Here is a 23,679-nt window from a genome sequence, read left to right as displayed (position 1 = left end):
CAAATCGAGCGAAGCCATGATCTATGTGGCTTCCATTGGTCGCATGCTCCGCCGCTTAGCTCCTTCACCCAACCAAGCTCCGTTCAAATACCGACTTACAGCATGAAGAGGATTCCGGATAGGCTCTCAGCCGAAAATTGAGCGGGAAACTCAGTTTCCATAAGTCATGTTGAAACTCGTCAACGGAGATCGGAAGTAAGTAATCGGAACAGGAGGAATCTTCTCATTCGTCTTCACCCACGTTTTTTGCGATTGAGACTCCTGATCTTTTTCGACCAGCCAGATGTTCCGATAGACAACAGGATTTGCATGATCCTGAATCTTCGTTGGAAGCCTCAGTTCCCCTTCAGGTTTCCCGGCCCCCGTCTTGTTTTCGATCTCCACGTTGTTGTGGATAAGAACTCCGTTGTGCCAAACACTGATTCGCATATTGGAAACTTTGTTGCCATCTTCATCGAATCTTGGAGAGGTCAAATCGATATCGTAGGTCTGCCAAGTCAGAGGAGGGAGACACATGTTGAAGTCCGGACGGCGCGTTCGATAGAGCGCCCCGCACTCATTCTCAATCCCTTCGAGACCGAAGGAATCCAGGACCTGAACCTCGTATCGACTTTGAAGATAGAAACCGCTGTTCCCGCGAGCCTGCCCCAGTGCCATTGGCTTGTAAGGAATTCGAAACTCTCCGTGCAATCGGAAGTCTCGGAAACCTTCGGTTGTCTCTGTTCCCGCCATCAGGAGTCCATCTTCGGTCAGTTTAGGACTTTTGAAATGCTCGGTGGGCTGTCCATCAAAGAGAACAATCGCTCCCGGAGGAGGTGATGCTCCCATCGTCGGGCTGACGCGGTACGTCTTGATCAGCTCACCTGCCTGACGACCATCCTTTGTGAAAACCAGTGCCCGGTCTCCATCGATTTCGATGTCGTACTGATCGCCGTGCATGACAACGACATCACCTTCGAGTTGTCCGTCGAGCACGAATCGATCACCACCAAACCACCCGGCGCCCGGCAAGCCGCCGTAATACTTCGAGCCCGCGAACTTTCCATCCCCGAGGGCGACAACCTGCAACGCAACCGGCTCGGAACTTCGCGAAGTCGGTTGCGCCCGTTGCCATCCTCGATACTCCCCCTGAAAGTGATAGTCGACGTCAACTTCAGACGGATTTGTGTAAACAGGGCCATCTTTGTCGTCCGCAGCCCACAACGCAGGACTCAGTGCAGGACTTGACGACAAGACCCCACACACCACAACCAGTAACGACCACACGTAGTTCATGAGCAGCTCCTAAAGCGACTTCTAATTCGATCCATACAGCCTATTTCCTGACGGAGAGTGAATGCACCGGAAGTCTTTGATTCTCGTCGTTTTTTTTCAATTTCACGACTTCGCCCGGAAGGAATTCTCGAATCGACATTCTTGCAAGTTCCGGAAAAGTCACGGTAACGTGGTTGACCCACTCTGCGGAGGCTCGGGCTGCGAGTCCTCCTTGCTCACCTGATCATCCTTGATAAATGGCCAGACCAGATGAAAACAGGTTCCCTTCCCGATTTCGCTGTCGAGAGTAATCTCTCCTCCGTGCTCCCTCAGAACTTTTCGACTGACCGATAACCCCAAGCCTGTCCCCGCAGACCCTTTACTCGACTCAAACAGGCTGAACAGTTTCGGCATGTCCACAGGATCGATGCCGGTCCCGTTGTCTTCGATATCCAGCTGAAACGTTTCGTCCGATTCCTGATAGCGACAGCGCATCGTCAGGAGCGGCTCGTCTCGATCCTCCAGAGCATCGATCGCATTCACGACGAAGTTCAGAATCGCCCGATGAAAACCTTCCGGGTCGACCATCGATTTAGGGAGGTCTTCCGGAACATCTACGACAAGCTCGATTCCCCGATCCTCCAGCCGTTTTTCCATGAGTTCGCAGACATCTTCAATGACGTCTTTGATCGAAACGAACTCCAGTTTCGGATCGCGTTCCTTGCTGAACGTCAGCATGTCCATCACAAGGTTGTAAATTCGATCCTGATTTCGCTCGACGATTCCCCAGCCTTTCTGGATCAGTTCGAGATTCTCGTCCTTAAGCCCCATATCGACGAGATAGCTCCCGCCACGGACTCCCTGCAGAATGTTCTTGATGTGATGGCTCATGATGGCCACCGTCTGACCAACTGCTGCCAGACGCTCCGCCGAAATCATTGATTCCTGATAGCGAAGATTTTCCAAAGCCAATGCCGACTGACGCCCGACCGCCAGCAACAACCGCAACAAATGGTCATTGAAACGGTTCAGACTGAGCTGAGTCATCTCCATTCCGAGGCTGTTGACACTATTCGTGTCCACGTAAATGACGCCCATCAATTCGTACCGACCTCGCATCGGTACACACATCGCCTCTCGAATTCCGGCCTGCATAATGCTTTGACCGCCGTCGAATCGGGCGTCTCGCTGGGCATCGGTCGTTCTGACTCCCTGACCGTGCTGAATCACGTATTCGACAATTGTCGTCGATATCGGCATTCGCTCGGTGCTGTCGACTCCATGTCGGTAGCTGACGACTCTTGGCTCAATCCGATCCGTTTTTGAATCGGTGACCAGAATACATCCTCGATCCGCACCCACTGCATCGAGAGTAAGCTGCAGAATTCGCTCGAGAAGTTCTTCGCACGTGGACGTCGGTCGCACAGCCTCTTCAGTGATTTGGTAGAGAATCTGAAGATTGGCCCCGGCCTGCTCACGCCCCACCGACAAGTGCGACGCATCGGGAGGCGCCTGACTGACGATTCGAGAGTTGTCTTGACCGCCGCGCTGCCCGATTAAATGGATCTGGCTACTCGCAGACGCAGCAATTTCGGGGAGCTCTGCTGAGAACAGAAAGATCGTTCTCCCGAGCTGAATTTGATCACCGCGGCGAAGTTGAGCCGTCTCAACAAGCATGCCGTTGACGAAGGTCCCGTTGGAACTGTTGCGGTCGTTGATGACCCACGCCTCACCGTCCCATTGAAAGACCGCATGTTGCCTCGACATTTCTTTGTCGAGGATGCGAACGTCATTCTGCACACCACGTCCAATGCGAACCGGAGGCTTGCCCAGGTCAATTCGACTTCCCTGGTCAGGCCCTTGAATGACCAGAAGAGTCGCTTCGAACACGGCGTTACCTCCTTCGCATCGAGACATTCAGTGCGCCTCGTTCAAGACGCACTCGGTTCATCACTTCCAGTATTTCTGGGTGACCCAAAATACCGTCGCTGGGGCAACCAGCCCGGTGAGAATGTAAGACACCAGATCCGGATACCATGCCAGCTTCAACGCGAGCGTCGGCGAGACGAACTTGAAGATCACAGGCAACATCGGAATCAGAACACTCCAGCACATGAAAAGAATTCCGTATTGGCGACGTTCCTTCTTTTCAGACGGAGAAAGCTCCGAGAAGGTTTTGCCTGCACTCGACTTCGACGCCTTCTTGCCAGACTTCTTTGACTTCGATGAGGTCGAAGACTCAGCCGACTCGCTGGAGAGTTTGGCTTCATCACGCATGCCCGGTGCGTAGTACTGGGCAATCGCCTGATTAATCGAACGCGGGGTGACAATCACCGGTCGAATCGGAACTCCGGATCGAATCCGCAATTCCTCTTCAATCTCGTGTTCCGGTTGATCGACACAGGCAATGAGTAATCGTCCGTCATCAACAAACAATGGAATGAACGAATTCCGTTTGACCATCGCTCGCGGAACCAGATCGAGAACATCATCTTCGGGAAGCATGTCCTCGAGATCGACAAACGAATACCCAAGCTGGCAAGCCAGCGCCTGAGCAGCCTTGTCCGCCTTCACAAGTTTCATCTGAACAGCTGCATCGCGATGGGAAAGCCCGCGTCGTTCCGCGAACTCTTCGATCTCCCGTTGCTGTTCGCGCGTGATGTCACCCTGCTGGACTAAAACGTCCAGAATCGGTTGACGACCAAATTCGTCGACGGCAGCCTCGAATTCTCGACCGAGACTTTCATCATAATCACGTTTTCGTCCGGGATCGGTCAGGCACAACATCGCCTTCGCAAGCTCGTTCAAAAGCTCTTGAGATTGAACTGAATACTGCCCGGTCGCGTACTTCCGAACGTGGGCATTCAGCTTCTTGTAGTGTGCACGAATTTTGTCAGTGTCATCTTCAAACTGTGCAACTCGCAGCAACTCATAATGATCCGGAGGACGGGCTCCTTCCGGAATTCCGAGCCATTCTTTATAGACATCCATTTTTCACTCGCGGCTGATGAGATTCGTCGATGGTCCTTCGAACGTTGAGTTCGTCAGTTTCTACTCGACTTGATACTCATTCGCCAGCACTTCAAACGCGTTGACATTGTCATCGTTCAATCCGGAGTCTCTCACGATTTCCGTTTTCGCTTCGGTATTGCTCACCAACTCCACAGCTCGTGCAGAAAATCGACCGTTCTTGTCGTAGCTGTAAGTAATCTCAACTGGCGATCCCGCTGGAAGGTTTGGAGGGAGATTCACAATGCGGAAATCCCCGATTGTTGTGCAGGCATCCGGATCAGATGCGTCGCCTTCCAACACGCACACATGAACTCGCTGCTGATTTTCCTTGTTCGTCTTGAATCTCTGAGAAACTTCCATCGGAAGTGCGGAGTTCTTCGGAATCATGATGTGATTCAGCTTCCGTGACTTATCTTTCGGATCACTGATCTTCACTCCGAGTGAGTGAGAGTTGACGTCTGTCGCCGAAACAGAACGCAGACGAGTAATCACAGCTTTGCCCAATCGACTTCCGCCACCTGTTGCGGTTGCTTCGAGAATGGCAGCATGGATCGCGGCTCCCTGCGAGACCGCTTCTTCCGGAGTCACTTCACGAGAAGGCTCTTTCCCGGTCACTTCACGAAGCATCGTTTCAACGACTGGCATATAGGTCGAACCGCCGACGAGCACAACTTCGTCGAGTTCCCCTACACCGACACCCGCCTGCTGCATCACCAACTCGGTTGTATCACGAGTTCGTTGCATGAGATCCCCGGTGAGTCTCTCAAACTCACCGCGAGTCAACGCATGAGTATAGCTCTTGCCTTTGTAGTTTGCTGTGATCGGAATCTGAGCACGGTCACTGAGATCACGCTTGGCCTGCTCACACTCCTGAGTCAGCTGCATGAGCGTTTCGGAGTCTTCACGAGGATCTTCCCCGTGACGGCGATGGAACTCTTCAGCGATGTGATCGACAATTCTTCGGCTCCAGTCGAGCCCGCCGAGCATCACGTCTCCATCGGTCGCGAGCACGTTGAACGTTGTCGCTGTGTATCGCACAACGGTCACATCGAACGTTCCCCCACCGAGGTCGTAAACCATGATGGTTCGTTCGCCGTCAAATGCGTCGGGACGTCCGAGGTGCCCCTTCTGCCAGGCATACGCCAGAGTCGCTGCTGTCGGTTCGTTGATGATGTCGATAACGTTGATCCCGGCGATTTTTCCGGAATCCTGCGTCGCTTTGCGTCGAACATCGTTGAAGTAATAAGGAACGGTGACAACAGCATTGGCGATCGGACCGATCGAGTGTTCGGCGTCCTGCTTCAGCTTTTTCAGAATCAATGCAGAAACAAACTCGGGCGTCAGCTTCTTGTCGTTATAGACAATGAAGAAGTCTTTGTTGCCCATCTGACGCTTGATGGCTTCGACAATATTGCGAGGGTCTTCGATCGACATCCGCTCATAGCTCGGACCAACGATCACTTTGCCGCCTTCGCCAAGAATGACCACTGATGGAGTAATCGTCTTTCCATCCGCATTGGCGATCGAGACTGGATGTCCTTCAGCATCCATTTGCGAAATCGCTGAGTATGTTGTTCCCAAATCGATTCCAACTGTATTCCCGGGAAGGATTTCCATAAGTCTGCCTTTGCTCGTAGTTTGTCTTCGAAGTTGTTGACTGGATCAAAGTGAAGAGGAGGTCGAAAGAAACGAACGATCGAGCACTCGCAAGAAAGAACTTCTTCCGAGCTCGACACTCCATCGGCAACACAGATTTCAATTGTTTCAATCTGACATCATTCTGACGAGACACATGACATCATTCAAGCGATTGCCTATCAATCCAGAGAAGTCACCCAAAGCCTCCATTCTCCGCAGCCCAACTGGCACAATCCCAACCATTGTGTCGACTTCGCTCGCCGCTGTTTTTTCGTCTCATCTTCCCGGACGCTCGTGATCAACTCTCGCCGAATTCAGTCCGATCGAATCATCACCGATTCCGACCGAATACCATCAGCGTAATGTCATCGTTCTGGGGACGGCCATCCGCATGTTTTTTAACATCCTCACGAATCGCACGTCCCAGTTCTTCCGCGTTGTCGGTGTGTTCGGAAATGACTTCGCGAAGCCGTTCCGATCCATATAGATCAGAATTCGGATTCATCGCTTCACTGACACCGTCTGTGAACAGGACAACTGTTTCCCCTGGAGCGAGTTTCCGTTCTCTCTTCTCGAACGGGAAGTGTTCCAGAACTCCAATCGGAACTCCAATGGAATCGTCGTCAAACTCTTCAATGGTTCCGTCGACTCGGCGGATCATCGGAGACATGTGTCCCGCATTCACCACGGACATTGAATGATTGACGGTGTCAAGAATTGTGAGAACAAACGTGACGAATCGACCTTCGACGGCCTTCGCGCACATATGGTCGTTGATAGCTGCGACAGCTTCCCCGGCATCGGTAACGAATTCGCTTGTGCTGCGAACAACACTCGACATTCGCGACATCACCAGCGACGCCGGAACACCCTTTCCCGCGACATCACCAAACGCGAGCCAGATCTTCCCGTCTTTCGTCGGGATCACGTCGTAATAATCTCCGCCAACCGCTTGAGCAGATTCGTATGACGCGAAAAACTGATAGTCACTGATTTCTGGAAATGCTTCCGGAAGAAGAGCATGCTGCACGTTCCGGGCGATATCCATCTCGCTGTCTTGTTTTTGCTTCTCCACAAACGCATCCAGAAGACGCGCAGTTTCGAAGTTGTTGGCAGCCTGGCTGGCGACGGCCATCATGATTTCAAGATCTTCATTCTTGAATTGCATGACCGGATTCTGAGTGTCGATGTTAATGACCCCGACCGGATCTCCCTGCATGTCGAGCATGGGAACGCACATCATCGACCGGATAGTCAGCGCTGAAATCGACTCGCTCGCGTCAAACCGGGAATCGCTCGCCGCATCCGCTGAAAGAATCGCTTTTTTCTCTTCGAGTACCGAGTTCAAGATCGTGCGACTCAGTTTCACCGTCGCATCTTCTCCCTCGCGACGATGTTTCATCGCACGCGGTGTCATTCGTCCGGTCTGAGCATCACGCAGCAGAATGCATCCGCGATCGGCAGCCGGAAAAATGGAGAAGAGGCTGTCAAGAATCTTCGGTAGCAACGACTCAACATCGATCGTTCCGGCAAGACTGCGGCTGATCTCAAGCACAGCTTTCAGTTTGTCCTGCGGACGTGAATCAAAAATCCCTCCGACGAGTTTGCTGTCGAGAGAATTCACAATCGTGGACGATCCATCATCCTGTTCGTGAATCTCAACCTGACTGAGTCCCTCAGCATGTCGCAGAACGGCGGAACTGGAGTCATCGTCAGAGACCCGATCCGTATCGAATCGCATCAGAATCGGACCGAATTTGAGCCGGTCGTTGCCTTTGAGCGGAGTCGCTGTTTCGATCCGCTTCCCATTCAGAAACGTTCCGTTTCCGCTTCCGAGATCTTCGATCAGAACTTCATCACCCTTGCGAACGACTTTCGCATGAGTTCGAGAAACCATGTTCGAAGGGAGTTGGATTTCACACTCTGGAAGACGGCCAATGACCATCTCATCCTTGGAAATCTCAAACGGTGTCGCCTGACCATCTTGCAGTAAAACCAGTTTGTCCATGAGACTCGACTTTCCGAGAGCAATGTGTCTTTGCTGTGTACTCGCCTGAATGGTTTCACTCAGCGTTGGCTGTGTTTGCTCGCGCGAGTTCGTGCAAACCAGCCCGAGAATGCTCGAGACAGAGGTCACAATTGATGACGACGGACGAGCCTTCTGCAAATCCAGTTCTGCTCACCCAGAGCATCTCTTAGACCTTGAAGATCGACTCAACATTTCCACGCAACACTTGCTTGCCCAGACTGAGCGCCTGCTCTTCTGACCAACCACGTTTCTCAACAAAATCGCTCGCCAGAACGCGCGCCAACGTCTGACGATACATCCGGAATTTCGGCAATGCGAATTCCAACTTGTACATGTCGCTGTAATATCCGACTTGCTTATTGCGAGGGACTGCTTCCAGCCGACTTCGCGTATCAAGTTCAATATACGTCGGAATATTCGAGTACCACCAGTGTCCGTTCGTCACCACGTTTGGAAAAATCCACGCGTAGCTGACGAGTTCCTGATTGCTTGTGCTCCCCAGCACGGAAATCGGAAACGTGACATCGGGAAATGCGTTGAACAGTTGTTGATACTGAATGAGAGAAACGCGTTTATCGAACAGATCCTGCCCCTGATAGACGCCACTCTCATAAACTCGACGGTTGACCCCGATCATCAAATCGAACGGAAGTTTATGCTCCTGGCAGTGCTCCGCGATGGTCCAGAAGACGAATGAGGAAAGCATTTCCTGCTCGGCACTCGTCAATCGCTGGCCGCGGATCGTCCGTTTAATGACAGCTGCCGCCGCCCCCGCATCGACCTTCGCCGGAGAGAAACTTGGCGGAATCGAAATCGCACACGCTTTGACGTTCTTTTCGACAAACTTGCTGAAAAGCTTTCCAATCGCTTCGCGGAAAGTCGTCGCATCGCCCACTTCAATTCCCGAAGCTTCATTGAGTCGGTTCCGAACCGACTTCTTCAAGAAGTGAAAGACAAGATCGTCCGTTCGCAAACAGGGGATATAGACATTCGTGTCGAAGCCTTCGAGCGGATCGTCGAAGTCATTCGTCAGAAAAACTTTCTCCAACTTGCTGTGCTGCAGAACGTGCTGTTCCCAACCTTCCTGGGCAAACTTCTGCTGAGCAGTGTCGTAGAGTGCTTCCCAGTTGTCGGTCGTGATTCGATCGTCCTGAAAGTCGAAGAACTCCCGACAGATTTCCAGAAGCCACGACACCTGAATCGTATTGTCCAGATCAGCCAGCTTCTCGATGAGTCGGCCGACCTTCGTCTTGGGGTCGAGCCCTTCTTCTTCGATTTGAGATTTCTCAAGCCCCGCCGAATGAGCAAGCTCTGTGTAGTAGTGATACCCGAGAATATCCGCCAGCGTCTCCGAAGGAGCAGACAGCGGATTGATGTGCGTATGTGGGTCGATCAGAACCAGCTGTTCGAGTTCGTCAAAGAGTGTCTTCTCAAGAGCAGTCGTCATGAAATGCAACTTTCCACAAAGAATCGAGTCGCTGTCAGTGTCGCCAACGATCGGACGGACTTCAACCGTCCTTGACGACAGAAATGGACGAACCGCCAAGCTTCTGTTCGAGCTCGTCCAAAAGTGAGGGCGAAGCAGTGATCCGAATTTGTCGTCCGGTCTCCGTTGTGGGGACGATTTCAACTCGAATCTGATCTCGCGGCAAAGCCTCTTCCACCCGATCCGCCCATTCGATCAGACAGAGATAATCCCCTCCCAGAAGTTCATCAGCCCCTAATTGCAGAAACTCATCAACATCCCCGAGACGATAAGCATCAATGTGACAAATCGGAATCGTCGTGTCGTACTCCTGAATCAGGACGAACGTCGGGCTGCTCACGTCCTCACGATTCACCCCGAAGGCTTCGGCAATCGACTGAACGAGATGAGTTTTCCCCGCTCCCAGATCACCGATCAGCGCGACGACCATTCCTTGTCGCAACACCGTCGCGAACAGACGACCAAACTCTTGAGTTTGCTCCAGACTGTCACTTGAAACAACTCGGACCTCCCGAGCCGGTCGATCCTGATCACGATTTCCGATCATGTGTAGCGAACTTCGCGATGTTGTTCCTCGAAGTATTCCGTCAGTAGGCTGTCGACTTGCAGCAGACCTTTCCGTGTCAAGCGAACCTGATCATCTTCAACAGTCAAATACCCAGCGACCTGCTGATTCGAAAGCGGTTCTGCAAACTCGGTAAGCGGGTCTACACCAAACTTGGCTCGGAACGGCTCAACGGCAACGCGGCCTTCCTTCATCTGCAAGATCCACTCACGAATCAATTTTTGATGAGACGTCGGAGTCATCGCCCGGTTGACGGGGAATTCCCCATCCTGAACAGTCGTGATGTAATCGTTCAGCTCGTCCTTGTTCTGGTAATGCACTCCCTGCAAGTGCCCAAAGCTCGACACACCCACCGCCACGATATCGCTTCCCCGGAAGAGATTGTCGCGATAAACAAACCGGTCGGTATCGAGGCTCTTCACAAGCTCGTTTCCGCTCGAAAGCTGATACCCGGCGGAGAGGAATCGATCAATCGCCTCGCTCGCCCAGCGACGTTTGGTCGGCCAGTCCGCAACGGGAGACGCCGCACCCTGTTCGAGGATTTCTTTCGAATAGACGGTATTGAATGGCAATTCCATCTGATAGATCGTCAGATTGTCCGGCTCCATCTCAAGTGCCTTTTCGACGCACTTGTGCCAGTTTTCGTCAGTCTCTCCGACCATCCCCGCAATCAAGTCGATGTTGACCTGCGGAAAACCGACCTGTTGAAGCCAGTCATACGCCCGCAGAATTTCCGGAGAAAGGTGAGCCCGCCCGTTCTCTTCGAGAATGGCATCGTTAAAGTTCTCAACCCCCAGTGAAACGCGCGTCACTCCGATCTCTTTGAGAGTTTGCACTTTTTCGAGGCTCAGTGTTCCCGGTTCACACTCGAACGTCACCTCTTCCGCGTTGTCCCACGAAACAGATTCGCTGAGCCGTTCACGCAACATCAGGAGTTGCTTGGCACTCAGATAAGAAGGAGTTCCCCCACCAAAGTAGACGAACTTCAACACGCGATCCTTGATTGCGGGCTTGTCTCGAAGAAGACGAACTTCCTTATCGAGAGTATCGACGTAGTTTTTGATCGTCTCGGCGTTCTGTTGCGTAGAAACTCGAAAGTAACAGAACTTGCACCGCTTCCGGCAGAAAGGAATATGAAGATACATTCCCATCGGAACGGATCGATCCGGCTCTTTCTCAAGAACATCCAGAAACTGATGCCGATTTTCCTTCTTCCATTGGGAAAAAGGAGGATAGTTCGAGACAAAGTAACTACCCACTTCAGTCGTCGTCTCGCTGCTCATGCTATATCCCGTACGATCGCGGTCTGATGAATCGCGCTGCAAATGCGTTCATTCGATGTGGCTGCTTCAGTATATGACGAGCGATCGTCGACTTCGAGTCGAAATCCCGACTTCGCAGCAATCAACGTTCGTCATCCAACCCAAACACCTCCTGAAGTGCCCGCAATCCCGGTTGTCCCTGATTTGCGTCGACAACCACGCTCATGCGAATTTCACTGGTGTTAATCATTTGAATATTGATTCCGGCCTCGGACAACGCCCGGAACATCTTGTCTCCCACACCCGTGTGAGTCCGCAGCCCAATTCCCGACACGCTTAGCTTCGCAATTTCCGCTTCATGAGTCACGGACGACTGTTCCCAGTCAGCTCGCACTTGATCGACAAGCTCAAGACACTTCGCCACTTCACTGCGTGGAACGGTGAACGAAACTTCTGCGTAACCGCTATTACTGATGTTTTGGACAATCATATCAACCATCACATTCCCGTCAGCGACCGCATGGAACAGCTTCCCACAGGTTCCCGGGACATCCGGCAGGTGATGGACAGTGATTCGGGCTTGCGATTCGTCCAGCGTAATCTCACTGACGACGATATCTTCCATGCTGGAAAGTCGCCCCACAATTCGCGAGAGCAACTCGTCTTCGTTTGCTGACAACTGCTCCGCCGTGCGAGCCACTTTCGTACCAACAACAGGCATATGAGTCTCACCGGCTTCCATTTTGAAACCGCGATGCACAGCCTGCAAAGCTTCCTGACACTGATCGCGGGCGACGAGCACAGAAACTTTAATCTCGCTCGTCGTGATCATCTCAAGGTTGATGTTCTGTGCAGCGAGAATTTGAAACAGCTGTGCTGCGACACCGGAGTGAAACTGCATTCCACTTCCAACGACCGAAACCTTCGCGACATTCGTCCCGCTGCGAATCGTTCCGGCTCCGATTCGTTCAATCGCTGTATTGGCAGCTGTCAGCGTCTCGGCGAGATCGCCTTCAGGAACAGTGAACGTGACCTCAGCCTTTCCATTCGACGCCACGTTCTGAACGACCATGTCGATCGGAATCTTGCGGTCGGAAAGACACGAAAAGATCGAGCTCATCACTCCCGGTTCATCAGGCAGATCATCGAGAGTGACTCGCGCCTCGTTCTTCGCAAGCGCCAGTCCCGTCACCGTTCGGTCTTCACCCGCAGTGGCGATCAGTGTTCCCATTCCGTCATTGAACGACGGCCTCACGCGCAGCGGAACGCGAAATTTCTTGGCAAACTCGATCGAACGAGAATGCATCACCCCCGCACCGAGGCTCGCAAGCTCGAGCATTTCATCATACGAAAGCTGTTCAACCTTCCGTGCTTCGTCCATCGCACGCGGATCAGTCGTGAACACTCCCTCTACATCGGTATAAATCTGACATTCATCCGCCTGAAGCGCTGCAGCAAGGGCGGTCGCTGTCGTATCACTTCCCCCGCGTCCGAGCGTCGTAATGTTCGACAGGGGATCGATCCCCTGAAATCCGCACGCAACAACAATTTCCCCAGCATCGAGATGACGACGAATCCGATCCGTTGAGATCGACTGAATCCGTGCTTTCGAAAATGTCGAGTCGGTGATAATTCCGATCTGACCACCCGTCAGACTGACCGCCTTCTCCCCCATGGAATGGATCGCCATCGACATCAACGCGACGGATTCCTGTTCTCCGGTCGACAACAGCATGTCCATTTCTCTCGCTGCAGGAGTTTCGCTGAACTCGGCAGCCAGTTGGACCAGTTCATCCGTTTTCTTACCGCGAGCGGAGACCACCATCACCACTTGATGTCCATTGCGATGAGCCGCAACAGCTCGTTCTGCGGCAGCGCGGATTTTATCCGCATTGGCAACGCTGGTTCCTCCGAACTTCTGAACAATGATCGACACGGAAACGCCTCGGAATCTCTGGGAGTGGGAACAACAATCTGTGGAATTCGGAAGCGTATCAAAGCCGAAGGAGTTCGGTCGACCATTGTTCCGTGAGAATTCCTCAGAATCGTTCTGCATTCCTCCGAGAATCCCGAAAACCCGGCAACGAGATCATCTTCAGATTTCGTTTGCACTCTCTCGCACGAGCAAACACAGCCTCTCACATAATAAAACAGCACAATCGAGTGCACAGGCAAGAGCAACTTGCTCCAGCACCTCACATTCACGGACGTTGATTTCAGAATCAAAGAAGTGTCCATCCGGACAAATCCCTCAACTTCGTTCCGTTTCCCTCGATGAATACGCCGTCAGCACTGACTCGAAACTCGACTCTTCGATGATTAGTCTTAAGATTCAAGGCATTGACAACCAAAACGAAAGCGAACTTCATGAGCGTTCAACCAGTTCATATCAACGGAGAATGGCGTCCATCAACCGGGTCCAAAACGTTTACGCGCATCAATCCGGCCAATCGAGAAGTCCTTTCGGGTGAATTTCCGGTCAGCCCCTGGGAGGAAATCGATGAGGTCCTCGAAGCGGCGCACACTGCCTTTAAAGAGGTGCGCGACTTCGCACCGGAACGCTTTGCCGATTTCCTCGAAGCCTATGCCGCCGAAATCGAAACCCGCATCGACGACATCGTCGCCGCTGCGAATGAAGAAACCGCGCTTCCCGTCTCGCCTCGGCTGAAAGACGGAGAAATGGTTCGCACAATCGACCAACTTCGCCAGGCAGCACAAGCGGCACGAAATCGCTCTTGGACGTTGCCGACAATCGACACCAAGACGAACATCCGTTCCATGCTTGGCCCGATTGGACCAGTCGCTGTCTTCGGCCCCAACAATTTCCCACTCGCATTCAACAGTATCGCTGGCGGAGATTTTGCCGCTGCTGTCGCTTCCGGAAATCCTGTGATCGCCAAAGGACATTCCGCACACCCGCGCACAACTCAGCTTCTCGCTGAATCCGCTGCACATGCTGCCGAAACGACGAAGATGCCCAAAGGCTTCGTTCAACTCATCTACCGAACTTCTCACGAGGACGGAGCACGACTCGTCGCCGACAAGCGACTGGGAGCCACCGGATACACCGGCGCGCGACACGCCGGACTGTTCCTGAAAGAAGCAGCAGACAAAGGCGGAAACCCCATCTATCTCGAACTCTCGAGCATCAACCCCGTCTTCATACTGCCGAACGCACTGAGCGAACGGCTCGATGACCTTGTCGAAGAGTTCGTCGGAAGCTGCCTCATGGGGACCGGACAGTTCTGCACAAATCCGGGACTCGTCGTGCTTCGAGCCGGTGATCACGCGGAACAATTCATTTCCGCTGTTGCAAAGAAATTCGAAGAAGCCCCCGCCGGCACACTCCTCGGAGAGGGCGTCGAGCAAAGCCTACGAGCCGGAATCGTCGCGATTCAACGCACCGGCGCTCACATCGTTACCGGAAACAAACCGGTCGATGAGTCACGCTGCTGTTTCGCGAACACGCTCCTTCGTTCAACAGGAAAACAATTCCTCAACGATCCGAACGGCCATCAGGAAGAAGCCTTCGGAAACAGCTCTTTGCTGGTCGTCTGCGATTCGGATGACGAAATGATCGCTGTCGCGGAACAACTGGAAGGCAATCTGACCGGCTGCATCTATTCGGAAACAAATGGCGCCGACGATGCCCTCTACGATCAACTCGCTGGTGAACTTCGTCGATATGTCGGCCGACTGCTCAACGACAAAATGCCAACCGGTGTCGCTGTCAGCCCTGCGATGAATCATGGTGGTCCGTATCCAGCGACCGGTCATCCCGGTTTCACAGCCGTCGGAATTCCTGCTTCACTGCGGCGATTCGCCATGCTCGAATGCTACGACAACGTCCGCCCTCATCGCCTTCCTCCCGAACTCCGGGACGAAAACACAATCGACGGGCTGTCACGTTTCGTCGATGGAGAATGGACCGACCGTTCACTCGGCCAGTAGTCATGGGAGTTCAATAGTCATTGGCTTTTCGGAACGATCGCTGGATTTCAGGCAACAATTTCTCACCTGAAATCCAGCACCTCCGATGCGAGTCTTAACCCGCCAACGACAATTGGACCGAGTCGCTCTTCGAGCATTTCCCAATTTGGTTTGCACTCACGCGCACGAGCAAACTCAGCGTTTTATCTGATGAAACAGCGCAAGCGAGTGCACAGGAAAGAGCAACGTGCTCTTAGACATCGATGTCGTCGACTTCGGCTGCTTCGTCCATGATAATCCGATAGCGTTCGCTGGCATCTTTCCCGAGAAGCTGTGCGAAGGTCTGATCGGCTTCGACCGCACTGTCGATGTCGACCCGCAAGAGCGTCCGCGAATCGGGATCGAGAGTCGTCTCTTTCAACTGACTTGCATTCATCTCTCCCAGCCCTTTGAACCGCTGAACGTCAATCGTGCGATTGGACGGAATTGACGACAGGATTTCTTCCTTGTCGCTGTCATCACGAGCATAAAGCCGCTCTTTCCCGAACTCGATTTTGTAGAGCGGAGGCTGTGCAAGATAAAGTCGACCGAGTTGAATCAGATCGCGCATATGCCGGAAGAAGAACGTCAGCAGCAACGTACTGATGTGATATCCGTCGCTATCGGCATCCATCAAAAGAATGATTCGATTGTATCGAAGCTTGTGAGGATCGAAGTGCGGCCCGATCCCGGTTCCCAGCGTTTCGACAAGATCACTGATTTCCTGATTCTTAATGATCTTGTTCAGTTCCAGCGATTCGGTGTTCAGCACCTTTCCCCGGAGCGGCAACACAGCTTGAGTCGCGGAATTTCGGCCGCTGGCAGCTGTTCCACCCGCGGACTGTCCTTCCACGATGAACAGTTCACACACCTCGGGATCGGTCGATCGACAGTCCAAAAGTTTGCCAGGCAAGTTGCTCCGCTTTGCCCCGGGCCCCTTCCGCTTGATTTCCTTAATCGCATCGCGACTCGCCTGTCGCGCGCGAGCAGCGAGAATGATTCGACCGATCACAGCATCTGCAATCGAAGGATTGTTATTGAGCCACGTTTCAACAGAAGGGCGAACAATTCCATCGACGAGGGAATTCATTTCCGGGTTATTCAACCGGTCTTTCGTCTGTCCCTGAAACATTGGATCGTTGTGAAAGACGGAAACAATTCCAATCACGCCCTCACGAATATCATCGGGATTGATGTTCAGCCCCTTCGGCTTGATCCCGTGAACGTCCATGTAATTCTTGACAGCTTTCGCAAGGCCGGTTCGAAATCCGGATTCATGCGTTCCCCCACCGCGAGTTCGGATTCCGTTCACATAGCTTCGAATCTGCTCATCGGTCGATTCGGTCCACTGCAGGACCATCTCAACACGAATCGCTCCTTCGTCCTTATCAGCTTTGAAGGGAACTTCATGAACGGCTTTTCGCTTCTCATCTTTGATCAGCTTTTGCAGGAAAGCGGCGATTCCTTCCGGGTGGTGCAGCTCGAATCGTTCCCCCTTCGTCTCGTCGACGAAAGTGATTTTCAAACCACCGTGAATGTAGGAAATGTCTTCGAGGTGTTGCCGAATGGTATCTGCATGAAACTGCACACGCCGGAAGATTTGATCGTCCGGCCGGAAGAAGATAATCGTCCCGTGTCCCCGGAATGGCTTGATCTTCTTGACCGGTCCGTCAGGTCTTCCCCGCTGATAAGATTGTCTCCACTCGTGGCCTCCACGATGGACCGTTGCCACCATCTCTTCCGAAAGTGCGTTCACCGCCGACGAACCAATTCCGTGAAGTCCCCCGCTGCGAACATAGTTTTTGTCTGAGAATTTTCCGCCCGCATAGAGAGTCGTCAGAATGACTTCGAGAGCAGATTTCCCCGTCTTCTTGTGCTTGTCGACCGGAATCCCGCGCCCGTTGTCCTCAACACTGATTGAGCAACCATCTTTGTGAAGCGTCACTTTGACCTGATCACATTCCCCGGCCAGATACTCATCGACACAGTTGTCGACGATTTCCCAGACAAGGTGATGCAGACCGCGAGCATCCACACCTCCGATATACATTGAGGGACGTTTGCGAACGTGTTCGAGCCCTTCCAGGACTTCAATGTCGTCCGCCATGTAGTCGGAGTTGGATTTCACAGATGTCGACATAAGTGGAAACTGTTTCGCTGAAGTAAAAAGTGAAAGTGAAAGTGAAGTTGATTCATTCTCGATTCAGGTGGGAATTGTGCCGTTTTCCAGCTGTGACTCAACCACCTGTTCAAACGTTTCGTAAACTTACTCTTTGAACCGATTGATTGAAAGAACGATCCGAACTCTGAACGATCTTGAGAATGAGATCGATGCTCTTCAAAGAGAAGCCGAGCATCGTCGCGACGCCGGGTCAATTTCGACCGATCCGATACAGATGCGACTCGCTGCGAAGAAGAATTGAGTCTCCGTCCACAGCATAGGAAGCAAACGTCCGTTCACCGCTTCCAATGTTGTTCCGGGACAACTCTTCGAACTCCCGACTCGCTTTCAAAACGATTCCGGTCCCAGTTTCATCCTGAAAGTAAAGCTTGCGGTCCGACACAATTGGCGAGGCTGAGAAGTTCCCGCCGAGGCGTTCTTGCCAGACAACTTCTCCCGACTCAGCATCGAAGCACGTCGCAATTCCCTTGTCCGAGACAACATATACAGAGTCTTCAAAAAAGACCGGAGATGGAGAATGAGGAATCGCTCGATCGGCACTCCATCGCAGATGCGTCTCTGTCACATTTCCAGTCCCCGTCGGATCAATCGCCAGCAGCTGCGGTTTGTTGAATCCGGTACAGACATAAACCAATCCGTTCCCGTAAACCGGCCTTGGCGTTACCGAATACCCGCCCGGATAATCGACGCGCCAAATCTCTTCACCTGTTTGAGGGTCATAGACGAAAACCGCATCACTTCCCGGACAGACAGCTTGCTGCTGACCATTCACTTCGATCACGAGCGGAGTGGAAAACGAGAAGCCTTTCTTGGGATCCGTCTCCCGTTCCGTCCGCCAGCGAATGTCGCCGCTTGCTCGATCGAGACCAACCACAAACTGCCGATCGCCTCCATCACAGCAAATCACCAGCACACCCTCTGCCAGCGCCGGAGAACCGCCGTTTCCATGAACCGGTTTGTATTCCAGCTTTTGCTTCCAGACGATCTCTCCATCAAGAGTCACACAAGCAGTCCCCTGTGGACCGAAATGAGCGTAGAGATGTTCCCCATCACAAATCGGGGTCGGGCTCGCGTGCGAATTCTTTTTGTGAACCTGCACATCATCAGAATGAGTCCAAAGCTCACGTCGCCAAAACTCGTCTCCCGTCTCCGCATCCAGAGCAATCAGTTGAAGCGACAAAGAATCTTCACTCTCTTCAGAAGCACACGTCATGAAAATCTTCCCGTCGACGACGATCGGAGAAGACCAGGCGAGCCCATCCAACTGCTGCTTCCAGAGAATGTTTTCCGAATCGCTCTCGGAATCGTTCCATTCGACTGGCAGGCTCACCCCACTCACTTCTCCCTGTCCTGTCGGCCCACGAAATTCATTCCAGTCCTCTCCACGCACCGGAAGCACGATAAGGGCAAGAACGACGACACCAACCGAAAATGGGATTCTCATAAAATGTCCCTCAACCATTTTCATGGCTTCTCAGCACTTGCAAGAACTCGTTTCTTTTGATGAATGCGGCGATTGCTGGTGTCAATCGCCGCAAACCAGAGATCAGAATGACGCGAGCATTTCGCACTCCACTCATCTCAATCTGACCGTCTGCAACATAGCGAGAGATCAGCCGGCGTCAATCGATTCCCAATCCGGCCCGGAAACGCATCAGTTCTTCGTAATCGATTCGTCGAGATTCAAAAGAACACTCGCCAGTTCGAAACAGGCTGCCTGTTTCGCAATCGGAACGTCAGTCTGGCGAACGCTTTCAGGGACCACTTGTTTGGCAGCCACGGGATCGTCAGTGAATCGTTGTTCCTCAGATTCCAGAAACGCAATGAGAAAGGCCGCTTCGTGGCTGTTGGGCTGTCGAGAGGTCACCAGCCGGAATCCGAACTCGACCAGTTCGTCTGTTCCTCCATCCGAACACTCAACAAGCAACCGGTTCGCGAGCCCGTGAGCCATCTCGACATAGGCAGGATCGTTGAGCAGCGTCAATGCTTGCAGAGGAGTGTTGGTTCGAGAACGTTTGACAACGCACGAAGCCCGATCGGGAGCATCGAAGTTGACGAAACTCGGGTACGGGGCACTTCTCCGCCAGACAACATACAGCCCTCGCCGAAATCGATCGCCATCGGTGTCGGTCTCCCATTTCGGAGCATTGCGTCCCACGTGCCGCCAGATGTTCTCAGGTTGCGGCGGATAAACAGGGGGGCCGCCGACATCACGACACAAAAGCCCGCTGATCGCCAATGCCTGATCGCGGATTGTTTCCGCACTCAAACGGAACCTCGGCCCGCGAGCATAGAGGCGATTCAATGAGTCAAGCTCGCGATCAGCACTCTCGATTCGCGAATCCTGTTGATAAGTTTCCGAGAGCACAATCGTGCGATTAATCTGCTTCATCGACCAGTTGCTCTCCATGAGTTCGACCGCGAGCCAATCCAGCAACTCCGGATGAGTCGGCCGATCTCCTTGGGTTCCGAAATCTTCAAGGGTCTCCACGATCCCATGCCCGAAGAATTCCGACCACCAGCGATTGACAGCCACGCGGGCCACGAGCGGATTCTCCTCAGAGACAAGCCATTTCGCAAATGCGAGACGATCACGTTGTTCCGTCTCACCAACAGCAGAAGAGAGCGGATGAAGAACGCCAGGCACAGCTGCTTCCACTGTCACTCCCGGAGAAAGGAAATTCCCCCGCTGGAAAATGTTCGTTTCCCGACCATCGTCCATCTCAACCATCACCAATGTCGTCAGCGGAGTGATGGCGTCAATCTTCGACTGAATTTCTTTCCGCTGATTGACGAGCCTCTTCATCCCCTGATCTTGCGACGCATGAAATTTCGCCAGAGCAACACCCTGTTCCTCAGTCCGTTCCTTCTCAGCAAGCAATGCTTCCCGAATGTCTGACGGAATCGTCGCTGCCTCGGGATCTCCAGTGAGAGCCTGAACTCGCAAGCGACCGACCGTTCGCGCCCCCCCGAACTGTTGCGACAGCTCAAACCGAATCGTGACCGGCTTCGACGAAGAATCCTTCCCAGCCTTTGAGCCAGCCTCTTGACCCGTCTTATTGATCGCTTCTTTGATCAGAAAACTCGCCCAATGCGGCTCACCGAATTTCGGGTTGATCGCCCAGCCGGTCTTCAGGTCTCCATCGATCAGCCCGGCAACATCATAATTCTTCTGAGAGAAACTTGCTTGAGGTGTATGCAGCTTCAAATCCCGATCCACTTCGCCCTCTGAAGTGACAGAAATTTTCAGTTCATGCGCGACAAAGTTGGGCCGTTTTTCGTCGCCGCGTCCCGGTCCCTTTCCGGGCAATGAGTCGTCGGTCAATGCTTCGATTTTGAATCCGGTGATGTCCTTGAGATTCGTTGAGAACGTCACAGTGTAAGTATCTTTGTCCGGTGCTTTGCCAGTCAGAAGGATTGAAGAATCCGGGAGAATGCGGAACTCAGAACCTTTTTCCGATTCAAACGTGATCGGCTCCAACACATGCCATTCCGCAACAGATGCGAGGCTCGCACGCAATTCGTCTTCCCAACTTTCTTGCTCTTCAGCGAGAACTGTTTCGCGGCGCGAGATGCGACGCTTCACCTGCTTCAATTCCGCTTTAAGTTCATCCCGTTCCTCCTGTTGAAGTTCGGTCAGCGGAAGGTCCATCTTGGGACCCGACACTTCGAACTGAACGCCCGAGCCACCGGGCTGCACGACTTCAAGAGGAGTGTTGTTAAAGAATGCGAAGAGTTCGTAGTACTCCTCCTGCGAAAACGGATCATACTTATGATTGTGGCACTGAGCACATTCCAGAGTCGTCCCCAGCCAGACCGTTCCGGTTGTGTTCACACGGTCGATAATTTGATTCGTCCGATTCTCTTCCGGATCGACTCCCGCTTCGACATTGCAGGTCGTGCAACGATGAAATCCCGTCGCGATTTTGTCATCGAGACTGGGCTCAGGCAGAAGATCCCCAGCAAGCTGCGCGATGGAAAATTCATCGAAAGGCATATCATTGTTGAAAGCATCGATAACCCAATCGCGATACGGCCAGATCTCCCGAAACTGGTCCGCCTGAAAACCGTTTGAGTCTGCATAACGTGCCAGATCGAGCCACTGCCGAGCCCACTTTTCCCCATAGTGAGGAGAAGCCAGAAGCTGATCGACAATCTCGCGGTAATGGTCCTCCGATGGATTCGCTTCGAAGGCTTCCAGCACGTGCATCTCGGGAGGGAGCCCGATCAGATCAAGATAGACCCGCCGCAATCGTGTCGCTGGCGATGCGGGTGAAGACTGATGCAACCCGGTCTCCGACTCTTCAAGCGTCGACAGCACAAACGCATCAATGGGATTGGCAACTCGACCACTTTCAACCTGCGGAACGTCAGGTCTGACGGGGGCAACATACGCCCAATGCTTTGGAGCTTTTTGCGACTGAGGCCACGAAACACCTTCTTGAATCCATCGCTTCAGCAGCGTGATTTGTTCCTCATTCAAAGGGGGACCTTCGGGAGGCATTCGTTCAAATTCGTCAGCCTCAATCCGGCGAATCAATTCACTTGCTGATGGCTCCCCAGCCACAATTGCTGGCTCACCTGAATCGTTCCGAAGAAACAGGTCGTCCCGTCCCAAAAATCGAAGCCCTCCTTCTCTCGCTTCCGATCCATGACAACTCGCGCAGCGAGCCTGGAGAATCGGCTGAATCTCCCGATCGAAGTCGACAGGCTTCACTGTACCGGGATCGGCGATGCCGTAGCTGCCAACCATGAGACAGGCAGCAATTCCGTAGAAAAAGGGTCTGATCATCGGCGGGGTGCCCCAGGGGATGATTCGATTGGGGAAATGTGATGTACGAAGCGAGACATCTTCGCACAAAATCGGGAAGGACATCGGTATTCGCACCTCAAATTTACGACATTTGATACGAAGTTCCAACTCAATCTGCCGATCCTTTATAGGATGGCTCGAAACGTTGATTGATGATGATGGTTGATATCGACAACCATCACATGAGTGCCTGCAGACCATGAAAACGGTCTATTTGGGGACAATTTCTGGTAGAGTCTCTCAGTCGGAAGTTCGTCGTGTTCGATTGCTGAAAGGAGAAGGATGTCTCTCACCCGAACCGTTGAAACCGAATTGACGACAGAAGACGGACACGCTTTGCACGTCGTCGACCATCAGGTTCCGTACGGCCAGGGAACCGTTCTTCTCGTCCACGGCCTCGGAGAACACAGCGGCTGCTACGGACACATTGTCGAGTTGCTGAACTCGGTCGGTCTCAGCGTTGTCCGTTTCGACCAGCGAGGCCATGGAGTCTCGACCGGAACTCGCGGCCATATCTCCACTTACAACGACTACCTGAATGATGTTTCTCTCGTCATTGACCACATCCTTCAGGATGACCCGTACCGCCTGATCACACTTTTCGGTCACAGCATGGGGGGCGGAGTTGTCGCGAACTGGTGTCTTCGAAAGATGCCAGGCGAACTCGAAGATCAAATCACCGGAGCGATTCTCTCAGCTCCATGGTTCCGCCTTGCGACTCCTCCGTCTGCGTTGAAAACGAATCTGATCCACGGAGTTTCACTCGTCTGGCCAGAATTCAGCGTCCCGACAAGCATTCGAAGCCAGGAACTGACTCGATCGGAAGAGATTCTGGAGAAGCTGAGAAACGATGAGCTGAGGCACAATCGGATCACAATGAAGACAGCCATTGAGTGCCATCTTGCCGGCGAATGGGCTCTCAGAAACGCCGCACAGTTCCCGGTCCCGGTCCTCGCCTTCCATGGAACATCCGACGCAATTACCTCATGTGAAGCAACTTACGAATTCTGCCAGTCAGTCCCTTCCGGGAGATTCGTCCCGCTCGATGAATTCATTCACGAGCCGCACAACGATCCCCGATGGCGTGAAATCTTCAACCATGTCATCGATTGGACTCTAAAACGCTTCCCCCGCTCACTCGCTGCCTGAAGCTGTTTTCGCTCTCGAAACCGAATTCACTGCCTGCTTCCGCATCTCGACGCACTTGCACATTTCGACGCACCTGCTTGGGCCAAAATCAGCAAGCTTGCTCGAAACGATGCCCCGAACGCACCTCGGAACGACGCTCTCACGGAACACACGGGCTCCACTTCCGCGAGAACTGCCTCGCCGAATGTGTTCGAATGCGTCAATTTCTCTCAAACCAGCATTTGCTAAGGAACTCAGTTCCAGAGAACGTTGTCTGTGACTGGTGACCGGATCACTCTTGCGCTCTACACTACCGGTTTTCTGCACACGCACACAGCACC

At 52.9% G+C, this 23,679-nt stretch carries 14 protein-coding genes; 2 read left to right on the top strand and 12 right to left on the bottom strand.

What is annotated here, in order from left to right:
* Positions 1-150: 150 nt before the first annotated feature.
* From KOR42_RS04825 to KOR42_RS04785, 9 genes are all read right to left on the bottom strand, one after another.
* Positions 151-1,275, bottom strand: coding sequence for a 3-keto-disaccharide hydrolase (locus tag KOR42_RS04825; protein ID WP_146507493.1), 1,125 nt, complete (start codon positions 1,273-1,275; stop codon positions 151-153).
* A gap of 159 nt (positions 1,276-1,434) precedes the next feature.
* Positions 1,435-3,171: a sensor histidine kinase gene (locus KOR42_RS04820; RefSeq protein ID WP_146507491.1), complete on the bottom strand. Its 1,737-nt coding sequence runs from the start codon at positions 3,169-3,171 to the stop codon at positions 1,435-1,437.
* A 33-nt stretch (positions 3,172-3,204) separates the two neighbouring features.
* On the bottom strand, positions 3,205-4,245 hold the full coding sequence (locus KOR42_RS04815; protein ID WP_146507489.1) for a GspE/PulE/PilB domain-containing protein: 1,041 nt from the start codon (positions 4,243-4,245) through the stop codon (positions 3,205-3,207).
* Between the two features lie 60 nt (positions 4,246-4,305).
* Positions 4,306-5,883, bottom strand: coding sequence for an Hsp70 family protein (locus KOR42_RS04810; protein WP_146507487.1), 1,578 nt, complete (start codon positions 5,881-5,883; stop codon positions 4,306-4,308).
* A 352-nt stretch (positions 5,884-6,235) separates the two neighbouring features.
* Positions 6,236-7,912 carry a SpoIIE family protein phosphatase gene (locus tag KOR42_RS04805; RefSeq protein WP_146507485.1) on the bottom strand — a complete coding sequence of 559 codons (1,677 nt, stop codon included), beginning with the start codon at positions 7,910-7,912 and terminating at the stop codon, positions 6,236-6,238.
* Between the two features lie 187 nt (positions 7,913-8,099).
* Positions 8,100-9,380: a glucuronate isomerase gene (locus tag KOR42_RS04800; protein ID WP_146507483.1), complete on the bottom strand. Its 1,281-nt coding sequence runs from the start codon at positions 9,378-9,380 to the stop codon at positions 8,100-8,102.
* A 61-nt stretch (positions 9,381-9,441) separates the two neighbouring features.
* Positions 9,442-9,966, bottom strand: coding sequence for a tRNA (adenosine(37)-N6)-threonylcarbamoyltransferase complex ATPase subunit type 1 TsaE (tsaE, locus tag KOR42_RS04795; protein ID WP_146507481.1), 525 nt, complete (start codon positions 9,964-9,966; stop codon positions 9,442-9,444).
* The gene (locus KOR42_RS04790; RefSeq protein WP_146507479.1) at positions 9,963-11,267 is read right to left on the bottom strand and encodes a coproporphyrinogen-III oxidase family protein; all 1,305 of its coding nucleotides are present in this window, start codon (positions 11,265-11,267) and stop codon (positions 9,963-9,965) included. The genes tsaE and KOR42_RS04790 overlap by 4 nt, the downstream gene beginning before the upstream one ends.
* A 121-nt stretch (positions 11,268-11,388) precedes the next feature.
* The gene (locus tag KOR42_RS04785) at positions 11,389-13,182 is read right to left on the bottom strand and encodes an aspartate kinase (protein WP_146507477.1); all 1,794 of its coding nucleotides are present in this window, start codon (positions 13,180-13,182) and stop codon (positions 11,389-11,391) included.
* Between the two features lie 431 nt (positions 13,183-13,613).
* Between KOR42_RS04785 and KOR42_RS04780 the strand changes: the two genes are divergently transcribed.
* Positions 13,614-15,197: an aldehyde dehydrogenase (NADP(+)) gene (locus KOR42_RS04780; protein WP_146507475.1), complete on the top strand. Its 1,584-nt coding sequence runs from the start codon at positions 13,614-13,616 to the stop codon at positions 15,195-15,197.
* A 232-nt stretch (positions 15,198-15,429) separates the two neighbouring features.
* Here the strand turns inward: KOR42_RS04780 and KOR42_RS04775 are convergent, their stop codons facing one another.
* The 3 genes from KOR42_RS04775 to KOR42_RS04765 form a co-directional block, all read right to left on the bottom strand.
* Entirely contained in the window at positions 15,430-17,355 is a 1,926-nt protein-coding gene (locus KOR42_RS04775) for a DNA gyrase/topoisomerase IV subunit B (RefSeq protein WP_146507473.1), read from the bottom strand.
* 232 nt (positions 17,356-17,587) lie between these two features.
* Positions 17,588-18,841: a PQQ-binding-like beta-propeller repeat protein gene (locus KOR42_RS04770; protein ID WP_146507471.1), complete on the bottom strand. Its 1,254-nt coding sequence runs from the start codon at positions 18,839-18,841 to the stop codon at positions 17,588-17,590.
* A 210-nt stretch (positions 18,842-19,051) separates the two neighbouring features.
* Entirely contained in the window at positions 19,052-22,189 is a 3,138-nt protein-coding gene (locus KOR42_RS04765) for a PSD1 and planctomycete cytochrome C domain-containing protein (RefSeq protein WP_231740651.1), read from the bottom strand.
* A 303-nt stretch (positions 22,190-22,492) separates the two neighbouring features.
* Between KOR42_RS04765 and KOR42_RS04760 the strand changes: the two genes are divergently transcribed.
* Entirely contained in the window at positions 22,493-23,359 is an 867-nt protein-coding gene (locus tag KOR42_RS04760; protein WP_146507469.1) for an alpha/beta hydrolase, read from the top strand.
* The last annotated feature ends 320 nt before the right edge of the window (positions 23,360-23,679 follow it).

The sequence above is a fragment of the Thalassoglobus neptunius genome, from assembly GCF_007859735.1.
GTDB classification, from domain to species: domain Bacteria; phylum Planctomycetota; class Planctomycetia; order Planctomycetales; family Planctomycetaceae; genus Thalassoglobus; species Thalassoglobus neptunius.
This window is presented reverse-complemented; position numbering and strand designations above follow the sequence as displayed.

Coding starts and splice junctions, on each gene's coding strand:
- KOR42_RS04775 (WP_146507473.1), bottom strand. CDS start 17,355: ATGTCGACATCTGTGAAATCCAACTCCGACTACATGGCGGACGACATT.
- KOR42_RS04810 (WP_146507487.1), bottom strand. CDS start 5,883: ATGGAAATCCTTCCCGGGAATACAGTTGGAATCGATTTGGGAACAACA.
- KOR42_RS04820 (WP_146507491.1), bottom strand. CDS start 3,171: ATGTCTCGATGCGAAGGAGGTAACGCCGTGTTCGAAGCGACTCTTCTG.
- KOR42_RS04805 (WP_146507485.1), bottom strand. CDS start 7,912: ATGGACAAACTGGTTTTACTGCAAGATGGTCAGGCGACACCGTTTGAG.
- KOR42_RS04825 (WP_146507493.1), bottom strand. CDS start 1,275: ATGAACTACGTGTGGTCGTTACTGGTTGTGGTGTGTGGGGTCTTGTCG.
- KOR42_RS04800 (WP_146507483.1), bottom strand. CDS start 9,380: ATGACGACTGCTCTTGAGAAGACACTCTTTGACGAACTCGAACAGCTG.
- KOR42_RS04815 (WP_146507489.1), bottom strand. CDS start 4,245: ATGGATGTCTATAAAGAATGGCTCGGAATTCCGGAAGGAGCCCGTCCT.
- KOR42_RS04780 (WP_146507475.1), top strand. CDS start 13,614: ATGAGCGTTCAACCAGTTCATATCAACGGAGAATGGCGTCCATCAACC.
- KOR42_RS04770 (WP_146507471.1), bottom strand. CDS start 18,841: ATGAGAATCCCATTTTCGGTTGGTGTCGTCGTTCTTGCCCTTATCGTG.
- KOR42_RS04765 (WP_231740651.1), bottom strand. CDS start 22,189: ATGATCAGACCCTTTTTCTACGGAATTGCTGCCTGTCTCATGGTTGGC.
- tsaE (WP_146507481.1), bottom strand. CDS start 9,966: ATGATCGGAAATCGTGATCAGGATCGACCGGCTCGGGAGGTCCGAGTT.
- KOR42_RS04790 (WP_146507479.1), bottom strand. CDS start 11,267: ATGAGCAGCGAGACGACGACTGAAGTGGGTAGTTACTTTGTCTCGAAC.
- KOR42_RS04760 (WP_146507469.1), top strand. CDS start 22,493: ATGTCTCTCACCCGAACCGTTGAAACCGAATTGACGACAGAAGACGGA.